Below are 19039 nucleotides of genomic sequence, written 5' to 3' on the forward strand. Positions count from 1 at the left end.
TGGTATACTAATCACCGATTATAGAGAGAAGGAATGATTGTATGCCAGCAAATAAAAAAGAAGGCCTTATATTTGGCGTGATGATGTGCTTTGGAATGGTCTGCGTCATGTCGATTTACAACGCCATCATTAACGGAGCCATTCAGGATTTTTCAATGATGACCGTTTTTGAAATGGCCATCGGTTTTATGGTCGCCCTCCTGTTAGATTTACTGTTAGTGGGCCCCCTCGCCAAGAAGATTGCATTCAGCATGCCGTTCGACAAGACTAAAAAAATATATGTCATCCTTGCCATGTCAACTTGTATGGTGATCGGCATGGTGCTTTGTATGTCTGTGTTCGGTTTAGTGACAGCGGTTCTGGCAAATGGGCTGAACGGAGACAGCCTCTTCAGCACTTATCTTATGATTGTGTTGAAAAATTTCATCCTAGCTTATCCGTTGCAATTACTGATTATGGGCCCATTAGTAAGAGGGATTTTCATGAAATTTGTAAAACCAAAGCTCACAGCTGCAGTTTAACTAGAAAAGGGGTGAGCCTGACGCTCACTCCTTTTTCTAACGAATCAAATGTAAAACAAGCTCCGCAAAAGCCTCTGCGGCAGGCAGCTGCCATTTTTTCTTTTTGAGTAACAGGTGTGAGTAAATCGGATCGAGGGCTTCACCATGCTGAAGAATTTTCAGCTTAAGTTTTTCACTTCCATTAATCCCTATACCTTACCACATAGTTTTTATACAATTCTTCGTTATAAAGAATTTCTGCGCCATGTGAAGAGCAAATGAGCGTTGGTTTGATTTGATCTATGATTGAGCCGCTATCGATGTTCTCATTTATATCAACACTGAATCTTCTTATAGGTGGGTGTAAATCCTCCTTACTCGTGATAAAAAGGTCGCCCGTTAATAGAGTACGATCGATTTTATGATAATACACGACATGCCCCGGGGAATGTCCGGGTGTTAAATCATATTGCAGAGGCAAGTGAGCAAGCGTTTGCTCTGTCAGCGGCTGAACAATATGGGCTACCCCTGTGTTCTCTGCTTCATTTTTGTTTGGATAAGGCGCTTCTCCATTGATATATATAAGTTCTTTCTGGTGGGCATAAATCGGAAGATCAAATCTCTCTAACCATTTTGATGCACCTCCGATATGATCACTGTGGCCATGGGTAAGCAAAATGGCTTTTGGATTGCCGATCGCTAACGCTGCCCTAATTTGAGCATCAGCAAAACGTTCTATCCCCGTATCAACAATATAAACATCATCGCCATCTTTAATAAACCAAGTATGAACCGGGACACGAAGGGGAACATCAAGCTCAAATTCACATTGAAAGACATGTTCTGATAGTTGTCTCAAGTTCATCAAAACCACTCCCTTTGGAAATTTCTTGCTATCATTACTGTAATACAAATCAATTCAATATGTAACTACGCACGTTTTTGTAACTTGCATTGTGAAATGATCGAAACAGGAAATTGGCCCTTCCCGGACTCATATTTGGTTCTGTCGATAAGGTACATTTTGTACATTAATAATCCCTTTTGTTCCCCTTCTTCACATACTCCCAATCACGTTCTACATTTTTCCTCACTCTATGAAGGAGTGCAGAAATGGTTTCCTTTTCCTCATGTGTAAAACCAGACAAAGCGACTTCCGTGGAATGTTCTCCTTCTCTTCTTAACAAGGGATACACCTTTTTCCCTTTCTCAGTCGGGAACAATTTTTTTATTTTTTTATTTTGCTCATCTGGCAGTTTTTGAATAAATCCCTGCATTTCCAGCTTCTTAATGGCCCGCGCGGCCGTTGTCCGGTCCACTTTTATCATTTCCGCCAGCTTCTCTTGAATAATTCCCGGATTTTCATATATGCGTACGAGATAGAGATACTGCCCTCTTGTTAAGTCCAAATCTTTAAATTCGATATTGCTTATGGAATCCAACGCTCTTGCTATCATGCCGATTTCACGCAAAATATCATTCATTCTAAAACTCCTCACGTATTTTTGTTGTAATTACAACAAAACTGTTTTAACCTTACTATTATAAGACCACATGCATGCTGGACAGTCCAGACTAATATCAGAAAAGGATTGATTTAGATGAGTATAAAAAGAATAACAACTGAAGCGGATTTACATGAAGCTTTAAAGATTAGAAGAGGCGTTTTCATTGAGGAGCAACATGTGTCTGAAGCCGATGAGTTCGATGAATTTGATACGCTTCAGGAACAATGCCAACATATCTTGGTATATCATGAGAATCAGCCTGTCGGCACCGGACGCGCGCGCATCGTTGGCCATACAGCAAAGCTGGAAAGAATCTGCATCCTAAAACCTTACCGTAAGTACGGATTGGGGAAGATCATCGTAAGCGGGTTAGAGGAAATCATGAAAGAAAAAGGACTGACTGCATATAAGCTGCATGGTCAAACACAAGCGGCAGGCTTTTATCAAAAACTGGGCTACCAGATTTCTTCACAGGAATTTATGGAGGACGGCATCCCTCACGTCTTGATGACAAAAGAAATATCGCGGAATATAACATGAAATATATGTATTACGGAATAGGAATACTCATATTAAGTTTGGGCATTTCCTTAACCATACAATCAGGACTGGGCACATCACCCTTCGATGCCCTTTTGGTTGGTCTGTCAAAAGAAATCGGTCTTACCGTAGGAAGCTGGGAGGTCCTTATTTCTGTGATTCTCTTAATCTGCAACGCTATATTAACGAGAAAAAAACCTATTTTGCTGGGCTTGATTACAGCATTCATTACTGGAATAGGCATTGACCTATGGTTGTTTGTTGTAAAAAACACCATCTATCTAAACGCGTTGTTAAGCAAACTGATTTGTTTCGGAATTGGTTTGGTGCTCATCGGTCTTGGAACAGCCATCTATCTTCAGACGAAGTTTGCATCAACGCCCATCGATCATTTGACACTTATTATCCGAGATCTCTCCAAAAGAACAATCTTGTTTTCAAGAACATTGGTATACGCTCTTTTCTTAGTATTAGCCATCATCTTTAAAGGCCCTATCGGCATCGGAACCCTATTAACCGTCTGTTTGGGAGGAATGCTCCTTCACGTTTTTATGCCTATTGTGGAAAGACATTTCTTATCAAAGAATAGAAGAGGTTATTAAGAAACCTCTTCTCGATCCAAAAAACGAAACGCAAAACAAGCCCCGTTTCGTTCGTCAATTCTTTATCTCTGGTACTGTTGAGATTTTATAATCAATTAAAATTTATAGTACCAAAAAATCGCAATTTCATTTGCTGTTGGAAAGTTGGAATAAAGCATCGTATCAACCGCACCTATTATAAAGTGATGTTTGGCATAAAAATGACAAGCTGAAACATTAATATCTTGGGTTTCAAGCATAAGACCACAAAAATGATTCTCCTTTGCCCACTCAATCGCTTTATGTAATAATGCTGTTCCAACACCTTTTTTTCTATAGTCTTTTGCCACGGCAATGTCCTCTATTAGTGCATACCCATTCCAGTTAGAACGGATCTTAATCCGGCCAATGCAGTTGTTTTCAAGATAATATAAAAAAGCGGCTTTCCCCTCTTCTTCAACATAACTAACATCCATGTCATCATCTTCATATTGTTTAAAATAAGGTTTAGAAAATCGTTCCTCAGTATATGTCCAAACACCGTTTTCAAAAGCAGGTATCATTCTCCCAAAAACAACGAAAGGTTCGTTTGGTTTATTGAAATCTTTCATATTCAAATGAGTCATTTTCATGATCATATCAATCTCCGCCAATCGAGAAATATTTAGAAAAATCATTTCGACACTATTCAATAACAGCTTCCAAAAGTGCACTCTTTTAGAGAACAGCATTAGGTAAGACGTCCATTACCTTATATATTTCACTATCTTAATGAGGTATTTCAACACAGGCTTGTGGTACAGTAAAAAGGAACAGAAACAAGAGAAAAGAAGATGATCCCATGCCCACTAATAATAAAACTCGCCCACACCCCTGTTGACTAGTACCCATGGAAATAGCAAAAAAACCTATATTAGTAAGGATGAGAAACAGCTTCTGCCATTGGTGACATCTCTATTGAAGCATCCATAGGACAACCAAGGATTGCTCTTTGATTTTTCCAAGAAGAAATGAGAGTGAATAAAGGAGTAATGGAGTATGTTAACAAGAGAAGATATCTTTAAACACGTCAAAGAAAAATACGGCACATCGCCTGATTATCCGTGGGAGAAATACCCAAACTATGCTTCTTTGAGACATGAATCAAACAAAAAATGGTACGGTCTTATTATGAATGTTCTCCCGGAAAAATTAGGCTTGGAAGGACATGACGAAATAGATATTCTGAATCTAAAATGTCCCCCTGAAATAAGTGATAGCTTAAGAAATGGAGAAAATATCTTTCCTGGATATCATATGGATAAGGAACATTGGATTTCACTTGTTTTGGAACGAACAGATCCAGCAGGCGAAATTTATTACTTAATCGAGCAGAGCTTTCATTTAACCAAGTGAAGATAATGTCCTGCTAATCAAGCTACGAAGATTAGTGGACACTTTCATTTTAGGATATTGTTCTTCTCTCTGTCCACAAACGCAACTTAGTCCATCTGGTGCGAGAGTGGGAGAAGAATTTCTACCAACTTCTTATGGAAAAGGATGAATAGTTATGACAAATAACTTAAAACAGAGAAGAATAATTTTAGATTTAGCAGTTACTTTAGATGGTTTTATTGAAGGGAAAAATGGAGAAGTTGATTGGTGCATTATGGACCCTGATATGGGGTTTACTGATTTCTTAAATCAAATTGATACTATTTTATATGGCAGAAAAAGCTACGATTTATGGGGACAATATATTCCAAAAAATGAAGACCCTGATACAGAAAAGGAAATTTGGAAATTGGTTCATAGTAAAAAGAAATATGTTTTTTCCAGAACACAAAATGAGATTGATAATCAAGCCATATTTATAAATGATGATATTCTTGAAGAAGTAAATAAATTGAAGAAAAATCCTGGTAAAGACATCTGGCTATATGGTGGAGCGAGTCTCATTACAACTTTTATAAATTTGAGGCTTGTTGATGAATTTAGATTATCTATTCACCCTGTTGTTTTGGGAGAAGGAAAACCGTTGTTTATTGATGTAAAACAGAGGATAAATTTAAAAATGGTGAATACAAGAACATTTTCCTCTGGCGTTGTGCAAATCGTTTATCATTGGAATGGCTAAAAAAAATCTTTCCCTCCAAAATATACATAGTAAGGTAACACCCGACAGTTATTTTTCTTATTGAACTAAAGGGGAATCCATAAATAATGGGTTCCCCTTAATACTATGGAATTATCAACATCGAATTTTAACAGAGCCCAAAATATCTTTTCCTGTAATAAAAGAAAAGAAGACTGAAAAGGACGAATTAACATAATTAAACATTATAGTATATTTTATTCTCCCTCTTTTAAGTAAATCAGCTAAGTTTTGTATTTATAAAAAAACGAAAGAAGATGATCCCATGCCCACTAACAATAAACCCAATAGATTAATCGCTGAGAAGTCTACTTATTTTACTTCACATGCTCACAATCCTGTTGACTGGTTCCATGGGGAGAAGAAGCCTTCGAAAAAGCGAAACGCGAAAACAAGCCGGTTGTGGTCAGCACTGGTTATTCAACATGCCATTGGAGACAGGTTTATTCATTTTACAAAAAAAGGATCAACCTTGAATTACTTTAACAAGATTGATCCTTTAACTCATTTAGCCATGTCTCCACGGACGATTATATACATTCAAGATTACCAGCCAACAAATAACAATGATTCCTGCAAAAAGTATGAGCATATTACTATACAAATAGGTGGAGTGATCAACGTCAATAGGCAGCAGCCTATGATCTAGGAACCCGATAGATAATAAACCGCCTATAATCGCAATACCCGTTCCCTCTGATAAAAAGCTCGTGAAATTAAGCAAACTCATTCCAGCGCCGGCTTCCTTTTCTTTCAAACTGCTAGACACAATAGTAGATATAACTGTTTTTGTGAACGATAGCCCCCCAAAAACAAAAACTACTATAATTGTCATGATCCATGGTGCTGCATCTATAAAAAAGGCACCGATTAAAAAGCCGAAAGAAAGCAATGCACTTCCAATCGTTAGTACATACAAGGAACCTTTCCTATCAACAAGCAATCCTCCAATGTAACCGAAGATGATGACACTCATTGTTCCAGGGAAAATAATGCCGCTTCCAATTGCTGCAGTACTTAAATGGTGAACATCTTTCATCATATAAGGAACCATAGAGACAAATCCTGCTGCTGTACCAAATATTAGTCCTCCGCAAAGGACTCCAATCACGAAAAATACATTTTTCCCTAGATCAGGGTCAACAAAAGGGTCTTGAGCTTTCCTAATATGTTTTACAAATACGAAGAAAGCAAGAATACTGATGATCAGAAAAGAAAGTCTGTAAGATGTTGTAAACAGCATAAAAAACACGATGCCCGCAGACATCAATATAATCCCTGCCATATCAAAGTGTCCTCTGATTCTCTCTTCCTTTTTCAACAGTTTTATAAGGAATGGAACAGTGATAGTTGTTGCAGTTGGAATAAGCAGCAAATACGACCAATGGATATAATGAGCAACCATTCCCCCAATAGCTGGTCCAACACCTTCTCCCATTGCTACTAAGGACCCGATCAAGCCAAATGCTTTCCCCCTGTTCTCTTTTGGAATATAGCGCGCAACGACAACCATTACAAGAGCTGGGAATGCGGCTGCACCAATTCCTTGAATAAATCGGGCTAGAATGAGAATAGGAAAGAACGAGTGTCCAACAAATCCAATGATCGACCCTAAGCCATTTACCATAACCCCAAATAGAAGCAGCTTTTTAATGCCCAGCTGATCCGATAACTTTCCATATAGAGCTGTTCCAATAGAAAAGGTTAACATAAAGGCAGTATTCACCCAGTTTGCACTCGCTGGCAGTTTATTAAAATCGTTGGCGATATCAGGTAATGAGACGTTCAGAACCATTTCATTTAATACGCTGAAAAATGATAGAACACAAAGCCAAATCAAAACTTGATTGTGCCGTAAAGTTGACTGTGAATAAGACGTATTCACAATTTCCCCTCCATTAATGAGGGCAGACGCAGTTTATAGGGCCACTGATACGCTCCCCTCTTTTAATTGTACCCTGTTCATTTTAGTGCACTTCATAATAACTCCCCCTACATTTGATTGATATGATCTTATTATATATAGACTAAGGTTTAAACTTTTACTTTTTTTATGAAAATTTGACCAGATTGCGAAACAAGGAAATACGTTATTCGCATTTATCTCAAGTGGCAAAATGAAACATTAGATTTTCACATTACAATTATCGATAAGCAGTCAGTTATTGTATTTGTTTAGGATAACTGTGGTAACCTGAATATAACCAACTTAAAAGGTGATCCCATGCCAAATAAAAGTAAACCCAATAGATTAATCGCTGAGAAGTCTCCATATTTACTTTAACATGCCCACAACCCCGTTGACTGGTTCCCGTGGGGAGAAGAAGCCTTCGAAAAAGCAAAACGCGAAAACAAACCGGTTCTTGTCAGCATCGGTTATTCGACTTGCCATTCGTGGCCTAGGAAATCAACTCGTGCGGAACTCCATTAACAGAAGCCATTTTAAACGATAATACCATGTGTTCTAATAATACAGTTTATCTTTTATGTCATTCATTATCTAAAACCTGTAATCCGTAACCATGCGGTAGCAGGTTTTTTTATTTGCTTGACTTAGAGTTAACTCTAAGTTGTAAACTAACTTTAATCAAAAGAGAGGGATGATGTTTGTTGTATTCCATTAGTAAAGCTGCTGAGAAGACTAGTATTAGCTCGTATACATTAAGATATTACGAAAAGATTGGGTTACTTCCCCCACCAAAACGAAAAAACAGTGGAAGGCGTTTTTATACAGAGACTGATATTCAGTTCATGACATTCCTGAAAAGTTTAAAGGAAACAGGTATGTCTTTGGAGGATATTAATGAGTTTGTCAAAGACGGCTGCATATTGGAAAAAATCAATTCAGATGTTAAATCAGCACAACTCTCCCCATCTATAAATAAACGTATTGAGATTTTAACCAAGCACTTAGAGAAAATGGAGATTAAAAAAAGGGAGCTGGAAGAAGTAATTTCTACTACAAAAGGAAAACTGGATACATATTATTCAATTTTGAAAGAGGAAGTGGAAAACAAATGAAACATTTAAATATATATCTGATGTTAATTGGCTTCTCTATTTTTACAGGAGCTACTTTTAATCTTGCAAAATATACGGTTGGATATTTTTCTCCATCGTCCTCTGCGGCATGGCGTTTCGGTTTAGCTGCTGCGGTGATGCTCCTCATTTTAATTTTTACTGAAGGTATAAAGAAGAGTCAATTACGGAAAAACGCCGTTTCATACATTGTTCTCGGAATTATAGGAATATTTGGATTTAACGCCTTGTTTTTTATTGGTTTGAAATACACATCTCCCGTTAACGGAGCATTAATAATGGGGCTGAATCCTTTATTAACAGCAATTCTCGCTCGAATTATCTTAAAGGACAACATGACAAAAAAACAAGTGCTCGGCATATTCTTTGCATTCATCGGCGTATTGCTAGTCATTACACAAGGTTCTATCGAAACCATTAAAACCTTATCAATTTCAGGGGGAGATTTAATAATCTTTACAGGTAACGTTTGTTGGGCACTTTATGGTGTACTTGGACGGCGGTTTGTAAAAGATGGCACTCCGCTATCTACAACCACTTATACGATGGTTATCGGTGCTGTTAGTTTAATAGTAGTTTCATTATTTACGTCTAAACCTGTTTCTTTATCGAACATCCCGATTGGAGTTTGGGGGGCAATTGCCTTTATGGCTTTCTTTACAAGCATTTTGGGTTACCTATGGTGGAATCAGGGGATTAAGGAGATTGGGGCAGGTAAAACATCTTTATTTTTCAACCTTGTTCCCGTTGTAACGATGATTATTTCATTTGCCGTTGGCACACCGATAAAGGTATTTCAAGTTATTGGGGCCGTGTTAGTTATATTAGGCGTTTTAACTGCTTCGGGGGTAATACGTATTCCTAAGTACACTACTAAAGAACAGTCATCTGTATAAAGAAGCAGGGATTATTTTTGAAAAAATGTGTTAAGTTAAATATAAACTAATTACAGAAAGCAGGTGATCCCATGCCAAACAAAAGTAAACCCAATAGATTAATCGCTGAGAAGTCTCCTTATTTACTCCAACACGCCCACAACCCCGTAGACTGGTTCCCTTGGGGCGAAGAAGCCTTCGAAAAAGCAAAACGCGAAAACAAACCGGTTCTTGTCAGCATTGGTTATTCGACATGCCATTGGTGCCACGTCATGGCCCACGAAAGCTTTGAAGACGAAGAAATCGCGCGTCTTCTCAATGAACGGTTTGTGGCGATTAAGGTCGACCGGGAAGAACGGCCGGATGTGGATTCTGTTTATATGCGAATCTGCCAGCTGATGACCGGGCAGGGCGGCTGGCCGCTGAATGTGTTTATTACGCCTGATCAGAAGCCGTTTTACGCGGGTACATATTTTCCAAAGACGAGTAAATTCAATCGTCCTGGTTTTGTTGATGTGCTTGAGCATCTGTCTGAGACGTTTGCGAACGACCGCGAGCATGTCGAGGATATTGCGGAGAACGCCGCTAAACATTTACAGACCAAAACAGCTGCAAAAACTGGTGAGGGCCTTAGTGAGTCAGCGATTCACCGGACATTCCAGCAGCTTGCCAGCGGGTTTGACACGATCTACGGCGGTTTCGGGCAAGCACCGAAGTTTCCGATGCCTCATATGCTGATGTATTTGCTTCGTTATTACCACAATACAGGGCAGGAGAATGCTTTATACAACGTGACGAAAACGCTGGACAGCATGGCGAATGGCGGCATTTACGATCATATCGGGTATGGGTTCGCCCGCTATTCAACCGATGACGAGTGGCTCGTTCCCCACTTTGAAAAAATGCTCTACGACAATGCGCTGCTGCTGACCGCTTATACCGAAGCCTATCAGGTCACGCAAAATAGCCGCTATAAAGAGATTTGTGAGCAGATCATTACATTCGTTCAGCGGGAAATGACCCATGAAGACGGAAGCTTTTTCTCCGCTTTAGATGCGGACACAGAAGGAGAAGAAGGAAAGTACTACGTATGGTCAAGGGAAGAGATTCTAAAAACGCTTGGAGACGAACTCGGAACTTTGTATTGCCAAGTGTATGACATCACTGAAGAAGGAAACTTTGAAGGCAAAAATATTCCGAACCTCATTCACACAAAGCGGGAACAAATCAAAGCGGATGCCGGCATAACCGAAGAAGAGCTCCGCCTCAAGCTTGAGGACGCAAGGCAGCGGCTCTTGAAGACACGCGAAGAAAGAACCTATCCGCATGTCGATGATAAAGTGCTGACCTCATGGAACGCGCTGATGATCGCGGGTCTCGCCAAAGCAGCAAAGGTATTCCAGGAACGGAAATATCTCAGCTTAGCGCAAGACGCCGTTACATTTATTGAAAAAAATTTAATCATCGACGGCCGTGTGATGGTCCGGTATCGAGACGGCGAAGTGAAAAACAAAGGCTTTATCGACGATTACGCTTTTCTCCTATGGGCCTATCTCGATCTCTATGAAGCTTCGTTTGATCTTTCTTATTTACAAAAAGCGAAGAAACTGACAGACGATATGATCGGCTTATTTTGGGATGAGGAACATGGCGGATTCTATTTTTCCGGGCATGATGCAGAAGCCTTAATCGTACGGGAAAAAGAAGTGTACGACGGCGCCGTGCCTTCCGGAAACAGTGTGGCAGCCGTTCAGCTGCTGCGTCTTGGACAAGTCACAGGCGACTTATCACTGATTGAAAAAGCAGAAACGATGTTTTCCGTGTTCAAGCCGGACATCGACGCGTATCCGAGCGGCCATGCTTTCTTTATGCAAAGTGTGTTAAGGCATCTGATGCCTAAAAAAGAAATCGTGATTTTTGGCAGTGCAGACGATCCAGCCAGAAAACAAATCATAACGGAGCTCCAAAAAGCCTTTAAGCCCAACGACTCCATTCTGGTGGCAGAGCAGCCCGAGCAATGCAAAGACATTGCGCCATTTGCAGCAGACTACCGCATTATAGACGGCAAAACAACCGTGTATATTTGTGAAAACTTCGCCTGCCAGCAGCCGACAACGATTATCGAAGAAGCCATCCAAACGTTAATAAGCAGCAGGGATTAAGACCCTTGCTGCTTACTTTTTGATTTCTTATGGTACCATAAAGCGATCCCCGCAAACACAAGATTGACCGCTATCGTCAAGAAAGCCTCCCACATCGGGTTCCCCCGCGTAACCGTAAATAGAGAAGGAATTCCTCCATACACACTGTTTTTTTCTGTGATAAACATACACAAAAACATATTATTCGCAGCGTGGGCGCCAAGTGAGATTTCAATACTGCCAGTTTTAATCGTGTAATAGGTCCACACAAAACCAAATGTTAAGTACTCAATTCCTGCCCAAACAGCACCGTTGTTCATTTCTGGATTCGCAAAATGTAATACGCCAAACAATCCCCCGACAATCAATGTCAAGATAAGATGATTTTTCGTCAATCTCCCGAAGGCTTGAAGCAAAAATCCCCTGAAAAACAATTCCTCAGCTGATGTCTGAAACGGAACTAAAATGAGGGCCGCTGCTAGCAGCCAGATAAATCGTGATGCATCAAAGGCTTGCATTGAATAATTGTCTGGATGAATCGCAAAATCAATCAATTGTACGGCGATCATCAGCAAGAAATAAGCCATAAAACCAAAGGAAATTCTCCGCCAATTCATCTTTGAATTTGGTGTAATCACAGTTCGGAAAGGCCGCTTCAAAATAAAGCGCACAGCCAGCCAAACTCCCGGAATGGCGAATAAATAAATCACATGGGACAAATAAAGATCTACGAGAGGATCACTCAGCACAGCTTCATCCAAATCAAACGTGATATTGGGATTCACAATAACCGTGAACAGTATAGCGAAAAGGTAAGCTATATTCCCGAATACATATAACCCTACCATCACCAAAAAAGCGAAAAAATATCTCCACAACGTATTGTTTCCTTCTATAGGACGGATAAATGAATTCATTCCTTCTATGTCTCTTCCTTTCAATGAGAATATTACTATATATTTGCATAAATTGGTCTATGAATCTACTGTTTTGGAAATCTTTTAAGCAAAATGCACGGAAAAAGTGCGAATTTAGTTCTCCCATCTAGTGATTTGAACTCTGTCGCCAATGAACCAAGATACTTATAATATTCCCAAGAGGGGAATTATCAGTCTTTTCTTACTACTTTAAAAGGGGGTTTTTTATGAATACGATCTTCAATCAGAAGAATGCACATCCTTTCTCAAACGCAGCGAATCGTTTAGACCGCCTTCCGATTTCACGCGTTCATTTCCAAGTGTTAACCGCTCTCGGCATTGTTTATTTCTTTGATCTCGCAGATTTATTTACCCTCAGCAATGTAGCACCGGCACTTATCGAGCATTGGGGCATTCCGCTTTCAACCATTGCCAACGTGACGGCGGCTTCATTTTTAGGCATGTTTTTAGGCGCTTCGCTGGGCGGACGGCTGTCCGATCGAATCGGCCGCAAAAAAGCCTTAAATCTATTTGTCTTTGTTTTCTCAATCGCATCGCTGTGCAATGCTGCGGCATGGGACATTCCATCTTTAATGACATTCCGTTTTCTCACCGGATTTGGTGTCGCAGCAGCCATGGTCATTACGAATAGCTATTTGGCGGAATTTTTCCCTTCCAGTGTCCGTGGAAAATATATTTCTTTCTGCGCCATGATTGGATTGATCGGCGTTCCGATCACCAATATTGTGTCTGCCTTTGTCATACCGCTCGGTTCATGGGGATGGAGGCTTGTATTTGTATGGGGTGCCGTCGGCCTTATTTATTTTTTCTTCATCCGCCGTCTGGAAGAGTCACCTCGCTGGCATGAAAATCGCGGTGAATATGGGAAGGCTGACGCGATCCTCAATCGAATTGAGACGCAGGTTGAACAGGAGAAAGGCCCGCTTCCGGCACCGGCTCAGCCTAAAGAAAACGGTTCTGTTCAACAGCATGCCGGTTACGCAGGATTATTGAAAGGCAGAAACCTCAAAATCACCATTATTTTATCTGCTGTATGGATTTTTGAAACGTTTGGGTTTTACGGGTTTGCCTCATGGGTTCCAAGCCTGCTAAAAAGCAATGGCGTCACCATGGAAAATACATTGTGGTATAACGTATTGCATTCTGTCGGCGCTCCGCTTGGCGCACTGCTCGGCTCCATGATTTCTGAGAGATTTCAAAGAAAGTGGATTTTAGCTGCCAGCGCGTTTCTGACGGCCATCGCCGGGCTCTTATATGGCATGACTTTTATTCCCATCATGATCATTGTGTTTGGCTTTATCGTGAATATCACAGAACGGGTTTTCACGTCGAACTTATACGCCTATACATCTGAACCTTATCCGACTGAATACCGCTCGTCCGGCAGCGGATTAGCCTACGGTCTGGGCCGTTTTTCAAACATTTTCGGCTCATTGCTTGTCGGATTTATTGCCGTTCAGCTCGGCTATGTCAGCGTCTTCTTGTTTATAGGCGGCTGCTGGCTCGCATGCTCCTTGCTGTTAATCTGCTTCGGCCCTAATACCAATGCGAAACAAATTTAAAAAAGTCAGTGCGGAGCTGCCGCACTGATCTCTTTACAATTCCTTCAATATCCTCGCAGGGTTTCCGCCTACAACAGTGTTAGCGGGCACATCCTTAGTCACAACAGATCCTGAAGCAATCACCGCATTATCACCAATTGTCACTCCTGGGTTAATCACTGCCCGGCCTCCGATCCAAACTTGATCTCCAATTGTCACAGGCTTACCGAACTCCTTCCCGGACTTTCTTTCAATCGGATCGAGAGGATGGCCGGCCGTGTAGATATGTACACCTGGCGCAATCAAACAATGACGGCCGATACGCACCTCACACACATCTAAAATGACACAGTCAAAATTAACAAATGTGTGATCTCCGATATGAATATGATAGCCATAATCACAGCGAAATGTCGGCAGAATCATGACTTGATCCCCAACCGAACCGAGCAGCTCCTTCAAAAGCTCTGTCCGCACTGCATCATCTTCCGGTGTTTCGTTATATTGTCTAATCAGCTGTCTCGCATGCTTGCGTTCTAGTAATAGTTGTTGATCTTCCGGATTGTATAATTCGCCGGCTGCCATTTTTTCTTTTTCTGTCCTCAGCATTCAAGTCACTCCAGATGTTAAATTGTAATTTCAATTAAGTTTCCTTCATCATCTTCAATCACACTTTCATAGTAGCCGTCTCCCGTTGTCCTTGGGCCGTTTACTACTGCGAAACCGTCCTTCTTCAATCGAACAGTCAGTTCATCAACCTTCTCCCGGCTTCCTACGGAAAAGGCAATGTGTGCCCAGCCTGTCATTGTTTGTGAAGGCGGATCGGTCACATTCCCTTTTTTCATAATCTCCAGCCTTGCTCCGGAATCAAACGTAATAAAATAAGATTTAAAATCCTTTTTCTCATTATGATACAAATCATTCGCTTTGCCATTAAAATACGTTTCATAAAAAGACTTCATTCGCTCTAAATCATTGACCCAGATCGCTGTATGTTCAATCCGCATGTCTTCTCCTCCTTTACCTTCAATGAAGTTATAACGTATGAAATGCATTTCAGTTCAAGCTTTTTTCTCAAAGTTATGCTGAATTTTGATATCAACGGGTTCATCCTGCAAAAAAAGAGAAAATGCGGCGGTGCCAAGCTGCTCAAGATTCAAATCGAGCGATGGAAATCCAAGAACACGGCTGATAGAAGTATTTCCCTCACCTATGATTTCAACATCCCAATTATTCTTCCGGGCAAATAGATGAATTCCAGCTGCCACTTCATCACTGTTTGCATAAATAGCAGTAGGAACCCGTTCGCTCGTATAAAAGTGCTCAGCTGCCCGCTCACCGTCATTCATATCATTACATCCAGACAGCATATGGCGATCTTCCAGCCTTCCGCAAACAGATTGATAGGCCGCAGCTTTATCAGCCGTGCTTGGGCTCCTGTCGGCTTCTCTGACGCATGTAAAAGCGATATTCTCATGTCCGCGGCTTTTTAGATAGCGAAAGCTTTCTGCATAAGCAGCTTTTCTGTCGTTATACGCACATCGGACATCAATGTCACCGGTTTCCTCACAAGCGATGATTGGCCCATATTCCTGATAAGCTAAAATCTTGTCCCAATGATTGGCGCGGGAAGTAATAATGAGGCCGTCAATTTTCTTTGTTTTTAACAGCTCTAAATATTTGATTTCAATAGCGGGGTTATAATTGGTGGGGAGGAGCGTCGTTGCATACTCATGCTGAAAAGCAGCCTTGGTGATTCCGTTCACGATTTTATCAAAGCAGGGATGATCGCTATAAGGCAGAATCACACCGACCGTATGGGTTTTCCCGCGAATGAGATCGATTGCGGTTCGATTTGGTGTATAATTCAATTCCTTCATGACTTGATGCACAAGCTTTCTCTTTTCTACAGACACATACGGATGATGATTCAATACACGCGAAACAGTTGAAACAGATACATTTGCCAGTCTTGCAATCTCTTTTATATTTGCCATCCTCTTTCTCCTTTTTCATATAAAAAAAGCAGTAAGTGTAAAATCCTTACTGCTATCTCATCATATATTGATGATAAGTTCAACAGGACAATGGTCGGAACCCATGACATCCTTTGATATGCCGGCACCTTCAATCTGTTCCTTAAGGCTTTCAGAAACAACAAAATAATCAATGCGCCATCCTATATTTCTGTCCCGGGCGCCGGCACGATACGACCACCAGGAATAAGCGCCTTCAAGATCAGGATAAACATGACGGAAGGAGTCAACAAAGCCAGCCTCTAATAAACGAGTAAATGCCCCTCTTTCTTGATCGGAAAATCCAGCGTTCTTCCGGTTCGCCTTTGGATTTTTCAAATCAATCTCCTGATGGGCTACATTCAAATCACCGCATAAAATGACTGGTTTTTTCTCATCTAATTCAAGAATATAAGACAACAGAGCCTCTTCCCATTGCATGCGGTAATCGATTCGCTCTAATCCCCTTCTGGAATTGGGCGTGTAAACGGTCATCACAAACACGTTTTCAAATTCCAGCGTAATCACTCTGCCTTCTTGGTCATGCTCTTCTATTCCGATACCGTACATGACACGCAGCGGCTCTTGCTTAGAAAAAACAGCTGTGCCGGAATATCCTTTTTTCACTGCATAATTCCAATACACATGATAGCCCTCAGGCTGGAGATCAACCTGTCCGTCCTGTATCTTTGTTTCCTGAAGACATATGATATCTGCATCCTCTTCTTTCAGATAAGAGAGGAAATCCATTTTTCTCATCACAGCCCGCAGGCCGTTTACATTCCATGAAATCAGCTTCATGTTTCATCCCCCTATAAAAAAGAGCAAGAACCCGAAGGTCCTTGCTCTTTACGTATCAGCTTACTCACCGCTTACGTATGGAAGTAAAGCCATTTGACGTGCGCGTTTGATCGCTGCAGTCAATTTACGTTGGTATTTAGCGTTTGTTCCAGTTACACGACGTGGTAAAATTTTACCGCGCTCAGAAACAAACTTTTTAAGAAGATCTACATCTTTGTAGTCGATGTGCGTGATGCCGTTAGAAGTGAAATAACACACTTTACGGCGTTTCGCACGACCGCCTCTGCGTCCTCCTGCCATTGTCATTTCCCTCCTTTCTTTTTCATTTTAGGCGATAATCACATTAGAATGGAAGATCATCATCCGAGATGTCAATCGGTTTGCCATCGTTGGCAAATGGGTCATCATTAAAGCTGTTCCCCTGATTGCGTCTCTGGTTGTTTTGATTTCCCCCGAATGGATTATCATTTTGGCCTCCGCCAAAGTACTGGCCTCCGCCGCTGTTTCCTTCGTTGTATCCACCTGAACCAGAACCGCCGCCGTTTTTCGGCTCAAGAAATTGAACACTTTCAGCTTGGACCTCTGTCACGAAGACACGCTGTCCTTGCTGGTTTTCATAGTTTCTTGTTTGTAAACGGCCATCTACGCCTGCAAGGCTTCCTTTTTTCAAGAAGTTTGCAACGTTTTCGGCTTGTCTTCTCCAAGTGACACAATTAATGAAATCGGCCTCACGTTCTCCGGACTGGTTCGTAAATGTACGATTCACAGCAAGAGTAAACGTAGCAACAGCCGCACCGTTTGGCGTATAACGAAGCTCTGGGTCTTTTGTCAGTCTTCCGACTAATACAACTCGGTTAAGCATAAGAAAGACCACCTTTTACCATTATATATTTCAAAATTGCTTATTCTTCTTCTTTAACAACAATGTGGCGAATGATATCGTCACTGATCTTAGCTAGACGGTCAAATTCTTGAACTGCCGCAGCATCAGCTTGAACGTTTAAGATTTGGTAGAAACCGTCGCGGAAATCGTTGATTTCGTAAGCAAGACGACGTTTACCCCAATCCTTTGTTCCAGTGATCTCCGCACCGTTAGAAGTCAGAACGTTGTTGAAACGCTCGATAACTGCTTTTTTAGACTCATCGTCAATGTTTGGGCGGATAATGTACATAACTTCGTACTTTCTCATCTGTTTGCACCTCCTTTTGGACTAAGCGGCCCATAATGGGCAAGGAGCAATAATTCTATTACTCACAATTTTATATTATACCAAAGCTCTTGTCCCTTTACAACTGCATCCTAAACATTAAATCGGAAATGAATAACATCTCCGTCTTGAACCACATATTCTTTCCCTTCGAGGCGGACTTTTCCTGCTTCTTTGGCTCCTGCCATACCGCCGCCCGCAAGAAGATCCTCATAAGCAACTGTCTCAGCGCGAATGAAGCCTCGCTCAAAGTCACTATGAATAATTCCTGCACACTCAGGGGCTTTCATGCCTTTTTTGAATGTCCAAGCTCTGACTTCCTGTTCTCCCGCCGTGAAGTATGTTGCAAGGCCAAGAAGAGAGTAAGACGCTTTGATCAACTGATCAAGACCTGATTCTTGAATGCCCAGCTCTTCCAAGAACATTTGCTTTTCTTCGCCTTCAAGCTCAGCAATTTCGGATTCGATTTTCGCACACACAACGATTACTTCTGCGTTTTCGCCAGCAGCGTACTCGCGAATCTTCGCTACATTTTCATTGCCAGATGGATCAGCCACTTCATCTTCACTTACATTGGCCACATACAAAATAGGCTTCGAAGTCAGTAAATGGAGCTGCTTCACAAGCTTTTGCTGCTCTTCAGTGAATTCTACAGATCGAGCAGGCTTTTCACTCTCAAACGCTTCTTTCAGTTTAGATAAAATCTCAAACTCATATACAGCGTCTTTATCTTTTTGTTTCGCAAGTTTGCTGACGCGTGTAATCCGCTTTTCAACCGTTTCCATATCGGCGAGGATCAGCTCAAGGTTGATCGTTTCAATGTCATCAATCGGATCAACTTTTCCGGAAACGTGTGTAATGTTGTCATCGGAAAAAGCACGGACAACGTGGCAAATCGCGTCAACCTGGCGAATATGGGATAGGAATTTGTTACCAAGTCCTTCTCCTTTAGATGCGCCTTTTACAATCCCTGCAATATCAGTAAATTCAAAAGCAGTCGGCACAGTCTTTTTCGGGTTGACCAGCTCAGTAAGCTTTTGCAGACGATCATCAGGTACTTCTACAATCCCCACGTTCGGATCAATCGTACAGAACGGGTAGTTCGCTGATTCGGCACCGGCCTGTGTAATTGCGTTAAATAGTGTTGATTTCCCGACGTTCGGCAAACCAACGATTCCAGCTGTTAAAGCCATTCTTTCATCTCCTCTATATAAAACC

At 41.2% G+C, this 19039-nt stretch carries 23 protein-coding genes and 3 pseudogenes; 11 read left to right on the forward strand and 15 right to left on the reverse strand.

Features of this window, described 5'->3' with window-relative positions; all coding sequences use genetic code 11:
• Positions 1-41 precede the first annotated feature (41 nt).
• A complete protein-coding gene (locus CDO84_RS20080) occupies positions 42-521 on the forward strand; it encodes a DUF2798 domain-containing protein (protein ID WP_040081151.1) in 480 nt (159 codons plus the stop codon).
• 36 nt (positions 522-557) lie between these two features.
• On the opposite strand, the pseudogene CDO84_RS21805 reads toward CDO84_RS20080, so the two are convergent.
• The 3 genes and pseudogenes from CDO84_RS21805 to CDO84_RS20090 form a co-directional block, all read right to left on the reverse strand.
• Positions 558-686 (reverse strand): annotated as a pseudogene (locus tag CDO84_RS21805) (LysR family transcriptional regulator); the annotation flags it as partial.
• 16 nt (positions 687-702) lie between these two features.
• The gene (locus tag CDO84_RS20085; RefSeq protein WP_040081149.1) at positions 703-1365 is read right to left on the reverse strand and encodes an MBL fold metallo-hydrolase; all 663 of its coding nucleotides are present in this window, start codon (positions 1363-1365) and stop codon (positions 703-705) included.
• A gap of 166 nt (positions 1366-1531) precedes the next feature.
• On the reverse strand, positions 1532-1984 hold the full coding sequence (locus CDO84_RS20090; protein ID WP_040081147.1) for a MarR family transcriptional regulator: 453 nt from the start codon (positions 1982-1984) through the stop codon (positions 1532-1534).
• A gap of 117 nt (positions 1985-2101) precedes the next feature.
• Here CDO84_RS20090 and CDO84_RS20095 point away from each other — a divergent pair, with 117 nt between their 5' ends.
• Together CDO84_RS20095 and CDO84_RS20100 are read left to right on the forward strand one after the other, a co-directional pair.
• On the forward strand, positions 2102-2548 hold the full coding sequence (locus tag CDO84_RS20095; protein WP_040081146.1) for a GNAT family N-acetyltransferase: 447 nt from the start codon (positions 2102-2104) through the stop codon (positions 2546-2548).
• On the forward strand, positions 2545-3150 hold the full coding sequence (locus CDO84_RS20100; RefSeq protein ID WP_040081144.1) for a YczE/YyaS/YitT family protein: 606 nt from the start codon (positions 2545-2547) through the stop codon (positions 3148-3150). Before CDO84_RS20095 ends, CDO84_RS20100 begins: the two co-directional genes overlap by 4 nt.
• A gap of 95 nt (positions 3151-3245) precedes the next feature.
• On the opposite strand, the gene satA is transcribed toward CDO84_RS20100, so the two are convergent.
• Positions 3246-3767, reverse strand: coding sequence for a streptothricin N-acetyltransferase SatA (gene satA / locus CDO84_RS20105; protein WP_014666126.1), 522 nt, complete (start codon positions 3765-3767; stop codon positions 3246-3248).
• A gap of 400 nt (positions 3768-4167) precedes the next feature.
• Here satA and CDO84_RS20110 point away from each other — a divergent pair, with 400 nt between their 5' ends.
• The 3 genes and pseudogenes from CDO84_RS20110 to CDO84_RS20120 all read left to right on the forward strand — a co-directional run bounded on the left by CDO84_RS20110 (position 4168) and on the right by CDO84_RS20120 (position 5749).
• Positions 4168-4524, forward strand: a complete 357-nt coding sequence (locus CDO84_RS20110) for an MmcQ/YjbR family DNA-binding protein (protein ID WP_040081143.1) — start codon at positions 4168-4170, stop codon at positions 4522-4524.
• Between the two features lie 154 nt (positions 4525-4678).
• Positions 4679-5245, forward strand: coding sequence for a dihydrofolate reductase family protein (locus tag CDO84_RS20115; protein ID WP_040081142.1), 567 nt, complete (start codon positions 4679-4681; stop codon positions 5243-5245).
• Positions 5246-5528: 283 nt separating this feature from the next.
• Positions 5529-5749: pseudogene (locus CDO84_RS20120) on the forward strand (DUF255 domain-containing protein).
• Between the two features lie 22 nt (positions 5750-5771).
• Here the strand turns inward: CDO84_RS20120 and tet(L) are convergent.
• Complete coding sequence (gene tet(L) / locus CDO84_RS20125) at positions 5772-7148, reverse strand: tetracycline efflux MFS transporter Tet(L) (protein ID WP_040081140.1); 1377 nt, start codon at positions 7146-7148, stop codon at positions 5772-5774.
• A gap of 33 nt (positions 7149-7181) precedes the next feature.
• Positions 7182-7244, reverse strand: a complete 63-nt coding sequence (locus CDO84_RS21955) for a tetracycline resistance efflux system leader peptide (protein WP_350249318.1) — start codon at positions 7242-7244, stop codon at positions 7182-7184.
• A 243-nt stretch (positions 7245-7487) separates the two neighbouring features.
• On the opposite strand from CDO84_RS21955, the pseudogene CDO84_RS20130 reads away from it, so the two are divergent.
• The 4 genes and pseudogenes from CDO84_RS20130 to CDO84_RS20145 all read left to right on the forward strand — a co-directional run.
• Positions 7488-7655 (forward strand): annotated as a pseudogene (locus tag CDO84_RS20130) (DUF255 domain-containing protein); the annotation flags it as partial.
• 215 nt (positions 7656-7870) lie between these two features.
• The gene (locus tag CDO84_RS20135) at positions 7871-8284 is read left to right on the forward strand and encodes a MerR family transcriptional regulator (RefSeq protein WP_050982296.1); all 414 of its coding nucleotides are present in this window, start codon (positions 7871-7873) and stop codon (positions 8282-8284) included.
• Entirely contained in the window at positions 8281-9198 is a 918-nt protein-coding gene (locus CDO84_RS20140; protein WP_040081139.1) for a DMT family transporter, read from the forward strand. The genes CDO84_RS20135 and CDO84_RS20140 overlap by 4 nt, the downstream gene beginning before the upstream one ends.
• A 71-nt stretch (positions 9199-9269) precedes the next feature.
• The gene (locus tag CDO84_RS20145; RefSeq protein ID WP_040081137.1) at positions 9270-11339 is read left to right on the forward strand and encodes a thioredoxin domain-containing protein; all 2070 of its coding nucleotides are present in this window, start codon (positions 9270-9272) and stop codon (positions 11337-11339) included.
• On the opposite strand, the gene CDO84_RS20150 is transcribed toward CDO84_RS20145, so the two are convergent.
• The gene (locus tag CDO84_RS20150) at positions 11336-12235 is read right to left on the reverse strand and encodes a CPBP family intramembrane glutamic endopeptidase (protein ID WP_014666132.1); all 900 of its coding nucleotides are present in this window, start codon (positions 12233-12235) and stop codon (positions 11336-11338) included. The genes CDO84_RS20145 and CDO84_RS20150 overlap by 4 nt on opposite strands.
• A gap of 227 nt (positions 12236-12462) precedes the next feature.
• Here CDO84_RS20150 and CDO84_RS20155 point away from each other — a divergent pair, with 227 nt between their 5' ends.
• Positions 12463-13818 carry an MFS transporter gene (locus CDO84_RS20155; RefSeq protein ID WP_040081136.1) on the forward strand — a complete coding sequence of 452 codons (1356 nt, stop codon included), beginning with the start codon at positions 12463-12465 and terminating at the stop codon, positions 13816-13818.
• A gap of 33 nt (positions 13819-13851) precedes the next feature.
• Here CDO84_RS20155 and CDO84_RS20160 read toward each other — a convergent pair whose 3' ends face one another.
• The 8 genes from CDO84_RS20160 to ychF all read right to left on the reverse strand — a co-directional run bounded on the left by CDO84_RS20160 (position 13852) and on the right by ychF (position 19014).
• Positions 13852-14406, reverse strand: a complete 555-nt coding sequence (locus CDO84_RS20160) for a sugar O-acetyltransferase (protein WP_040081134.1) — start codon at positions 14404-14406, stop codon at positions 13852-13854.
• A 17-nt stretch (positions 14407-14423) separates the two neighbouring features.
• A complete protein-coding gene (locus CDO84_RS20165; RefSeq protein WP_014666135.1) occupies positions 14424-14804 on the reverse strand; it encodes a VOC family protein in 381 nt (126 codons plus the stop codon).
• 54 nt (positions 14805-14858) lie between these two features.
• Positions 14859-15794 (reverse strand): transcriptional regulator CcpB, encoded by a 936-nt coding sequence (locus tag CDO84_RS20170; RefSeq protein ID WP_040081132.1) that lies wholly within the window; start codon positions 15792-15794, stop codon positions 14859-14861.
• A gap of 60 nt (positions 15795-15854) precedes the next feature.
• Entirely contained in the window at positions 15855-16613 is a 759-nt protein-coding gene (gene xth, locus CDO84_RS20175) for an exodeoxyribonuclease III (RefSeq protein WP_040081130.1), read from the reverse strand.
• A gap of 60 nt (positions 16614-16673) precedes the next feature.
• Complete coding sequence (gene rpsR / locus CDO84_RS20180; RefSeq protein ID WP_003219224.1) at positions 16674-16913, reverse strand: 30S ribosomal protein S18; 240 nt, start codon at positions 16911-16913, stop codon at positions 16674-16676.
• A gap of 43 nt (positions 16914-16956) precedes the next feature.
• On the reverse strand, positions 16957-17475 hold the full coding sequence (gene ssbA / locus CDO84_RS20185; RefSeq protein ID WP_003219228.1) for a single-stranded DNA-binding protein SsbA: 519 nt from the start codon (positions 17473-17475) through the stop codon (positions 16957-16959).
• Between the two features lie 40 nt (positions 17476-17515).
• The gene (gene rpsF / locus CDO84_RS20190; RefSeq protein WP_014115888.1) at positions 17516-17803 is read right to left on the reverse strand and encodes a 30S ribosomal protein S6; all 288 of its coding nucleotides are present in this window, start codon (positions 17801-17803) and stop codon (positions 17516-17518) included.
• A gap of 110 nt (positions 17804-17913) precedes the next feature.
• A complete protein-coding gene (ychF, locus tag CDO84_RS20195; RefSeq protein WP_014666140.1) occupies positions 17914-19014 on the reverse strand; it encodes a redox-regulated ATPase YchF in 1101 nt (366 codons plus the stop codon).
• Positions 19015-19039 lie beyond the last annotated feature (25 nt).

Source organism: Bacillus sp. MD-5, assembly GCF_002201875.1.
In the GTDB taxonomy this organism is placed as follows: domain Bacteria; phylum Bacillota; class Bacilli; order Bacillales; family Bacillaceae; genus Bacillus; species Bacillus stercoris.

What these genes read in the sequence shown, in the direction of transcription:
- CDO84_RS20100 (WP_040081144.1), top strand. Translation starts at nt 2,545, where the DNA reads ATGAAATATATGTATTACGGAATAGGAATACTCATATTAAGTTTGGGC.
- CDO84_RS20140 (WP_040081139.1), top strand. Translation starts at nt 8,281, where the DNA reads ATGAAACATTTAAATATATATCTGATGTTAATTGGCTTCTCTATTTTT.
- CDO84_RS20145 (WP_040081137.1), top strand. Translation starts at nt 9,270, where the DNA reads ATGCCAAACAAAAGTAAACCCAATAGATTAATCGCTGAGAAGTCTCCT.
- CDO84_RS20110 (WP_040081143.1), top strand. Translation starts at nt 4,168, where the DNA reads ATGTTAACAAGAGAAGATATCTTTAAACACGTCAAAGAAAAATACGGC.
- rpsF (WP_014115888.1), bottom strand. Translation starts at nt 17,803, where the DNA reads ATGAGAAAGTACGAAGTTATGTACATTATCCGCCCAAACATTGACGAT.
- CDO84_RS20150 (WP_014666132.1), bottom strand. Translation starts at nt 12,235, where the DNA reads ATGAATTCATTTATCCGTCCTATAGAAGGAAACAATACGTTGTGGAGA.
- CDO84_RS20165 (WP_014666135.1), bottom strand. Translation starts at nt 14,804, where the DNA reads ATGCGGATTGAACATACAGCGATCTGGGTCAATGATTTAGAGCGAATG.
- CDO84_RS20160 (WP_040081134.1), bottom strand. Translation starts at nt 14,406, where the DNA reads ATGCTGAGGACAGAAAAAGAAAAAATGGCAGCCGGCGAATTATACAAT.
- xth (WP_040081130.1), bottom strand. Translation starts at nt 16,613, where the DNA reads ATGAAGCTGATTTCATGGAATGTAAACGGCCTGCGGGCTGTGATGAGA.
- CDO84_RS20155 (WP_040081136.1), top strand. Translation starts at nt 12,463, where the DNA reads ATGAATACGATCTTCAATCAGAAGAATGCACATCCTTTCTCAAACGCA.
- rpsR (WP_003219224.1), bottom strand. Translation starts at nt 16,913, where the DNA reads ATGGCAGGAGGACGCAGAGGCGGTCGTGCGAAACGCCGTAAAGTGTGT.
- CDO84_RS20095 (WP_040081146.1), top strand. Translation starts at nt 2,102, where the DNA reads ATGAGTATAAAAAGAATAACAACTGAAGCGGATTTACATGAAGCTTTA.
- satA (WP_014666126.1), bottom strand. Translation starts at nt 3,767, where the DNA reads ATGATCATGAAAATGACTCATTTGAATATGAAAGATTTCAATAAACCA.
- CDO84_RS20085 (WP_040081149.1), bottom strand. Translation starts at nt 1,365, where the DNA reads ATGAACTTGAGACAACTATCAGAACATGTCTTTCAATGTGAATTTGAG.
- CDO84_RS20170 (WP_040081132.1), bottom strand. Translation starts at nt 15,794, where the DNA reads ATGGCAAATATAAAAGAGATTGCAAGACTGGCAAATGTATCTGTTTCA.
- ssbA (WP_003219228.1), bottom strand. Translation starts at nt 17,475, where the DNA reads ATGCTTAACCGAGTTGTATTAGTCGGAAGACTGACAAAAGACCCAGAG.
- CDO84_RS20115 (WP_040081142.1), top strand. Translation starts at nt 4,679, where the DNA reads ATGACAAATAACTTAAAACAGAGAAGAATAATTTTAGATTTAGCAGTT.
- CDO84_RS20090 (WP_040081147.1), bottom strand. Translation starts at nt 1,984, where the DNA reads ATGAATGATATTTTGCGTGAAATCGGCATGATAGCAAGAGCGTTGGAT.
- CDO84_RS20080 (WP_040081151.1), top strand. Translation starts at nt 42, where the DNA reads ATGCCAGCAAATAAAAAAGAAGGCCTTATATTTGGCGTGATGATGTGC.
- ychF (WP_014666140.1), bottom strand. Translation starts at nt 19,014, where the DNA reads ATGGCTTTAACAGCTGGAATCGTTGGTTTGCCGAACGTCGGGAAATCA.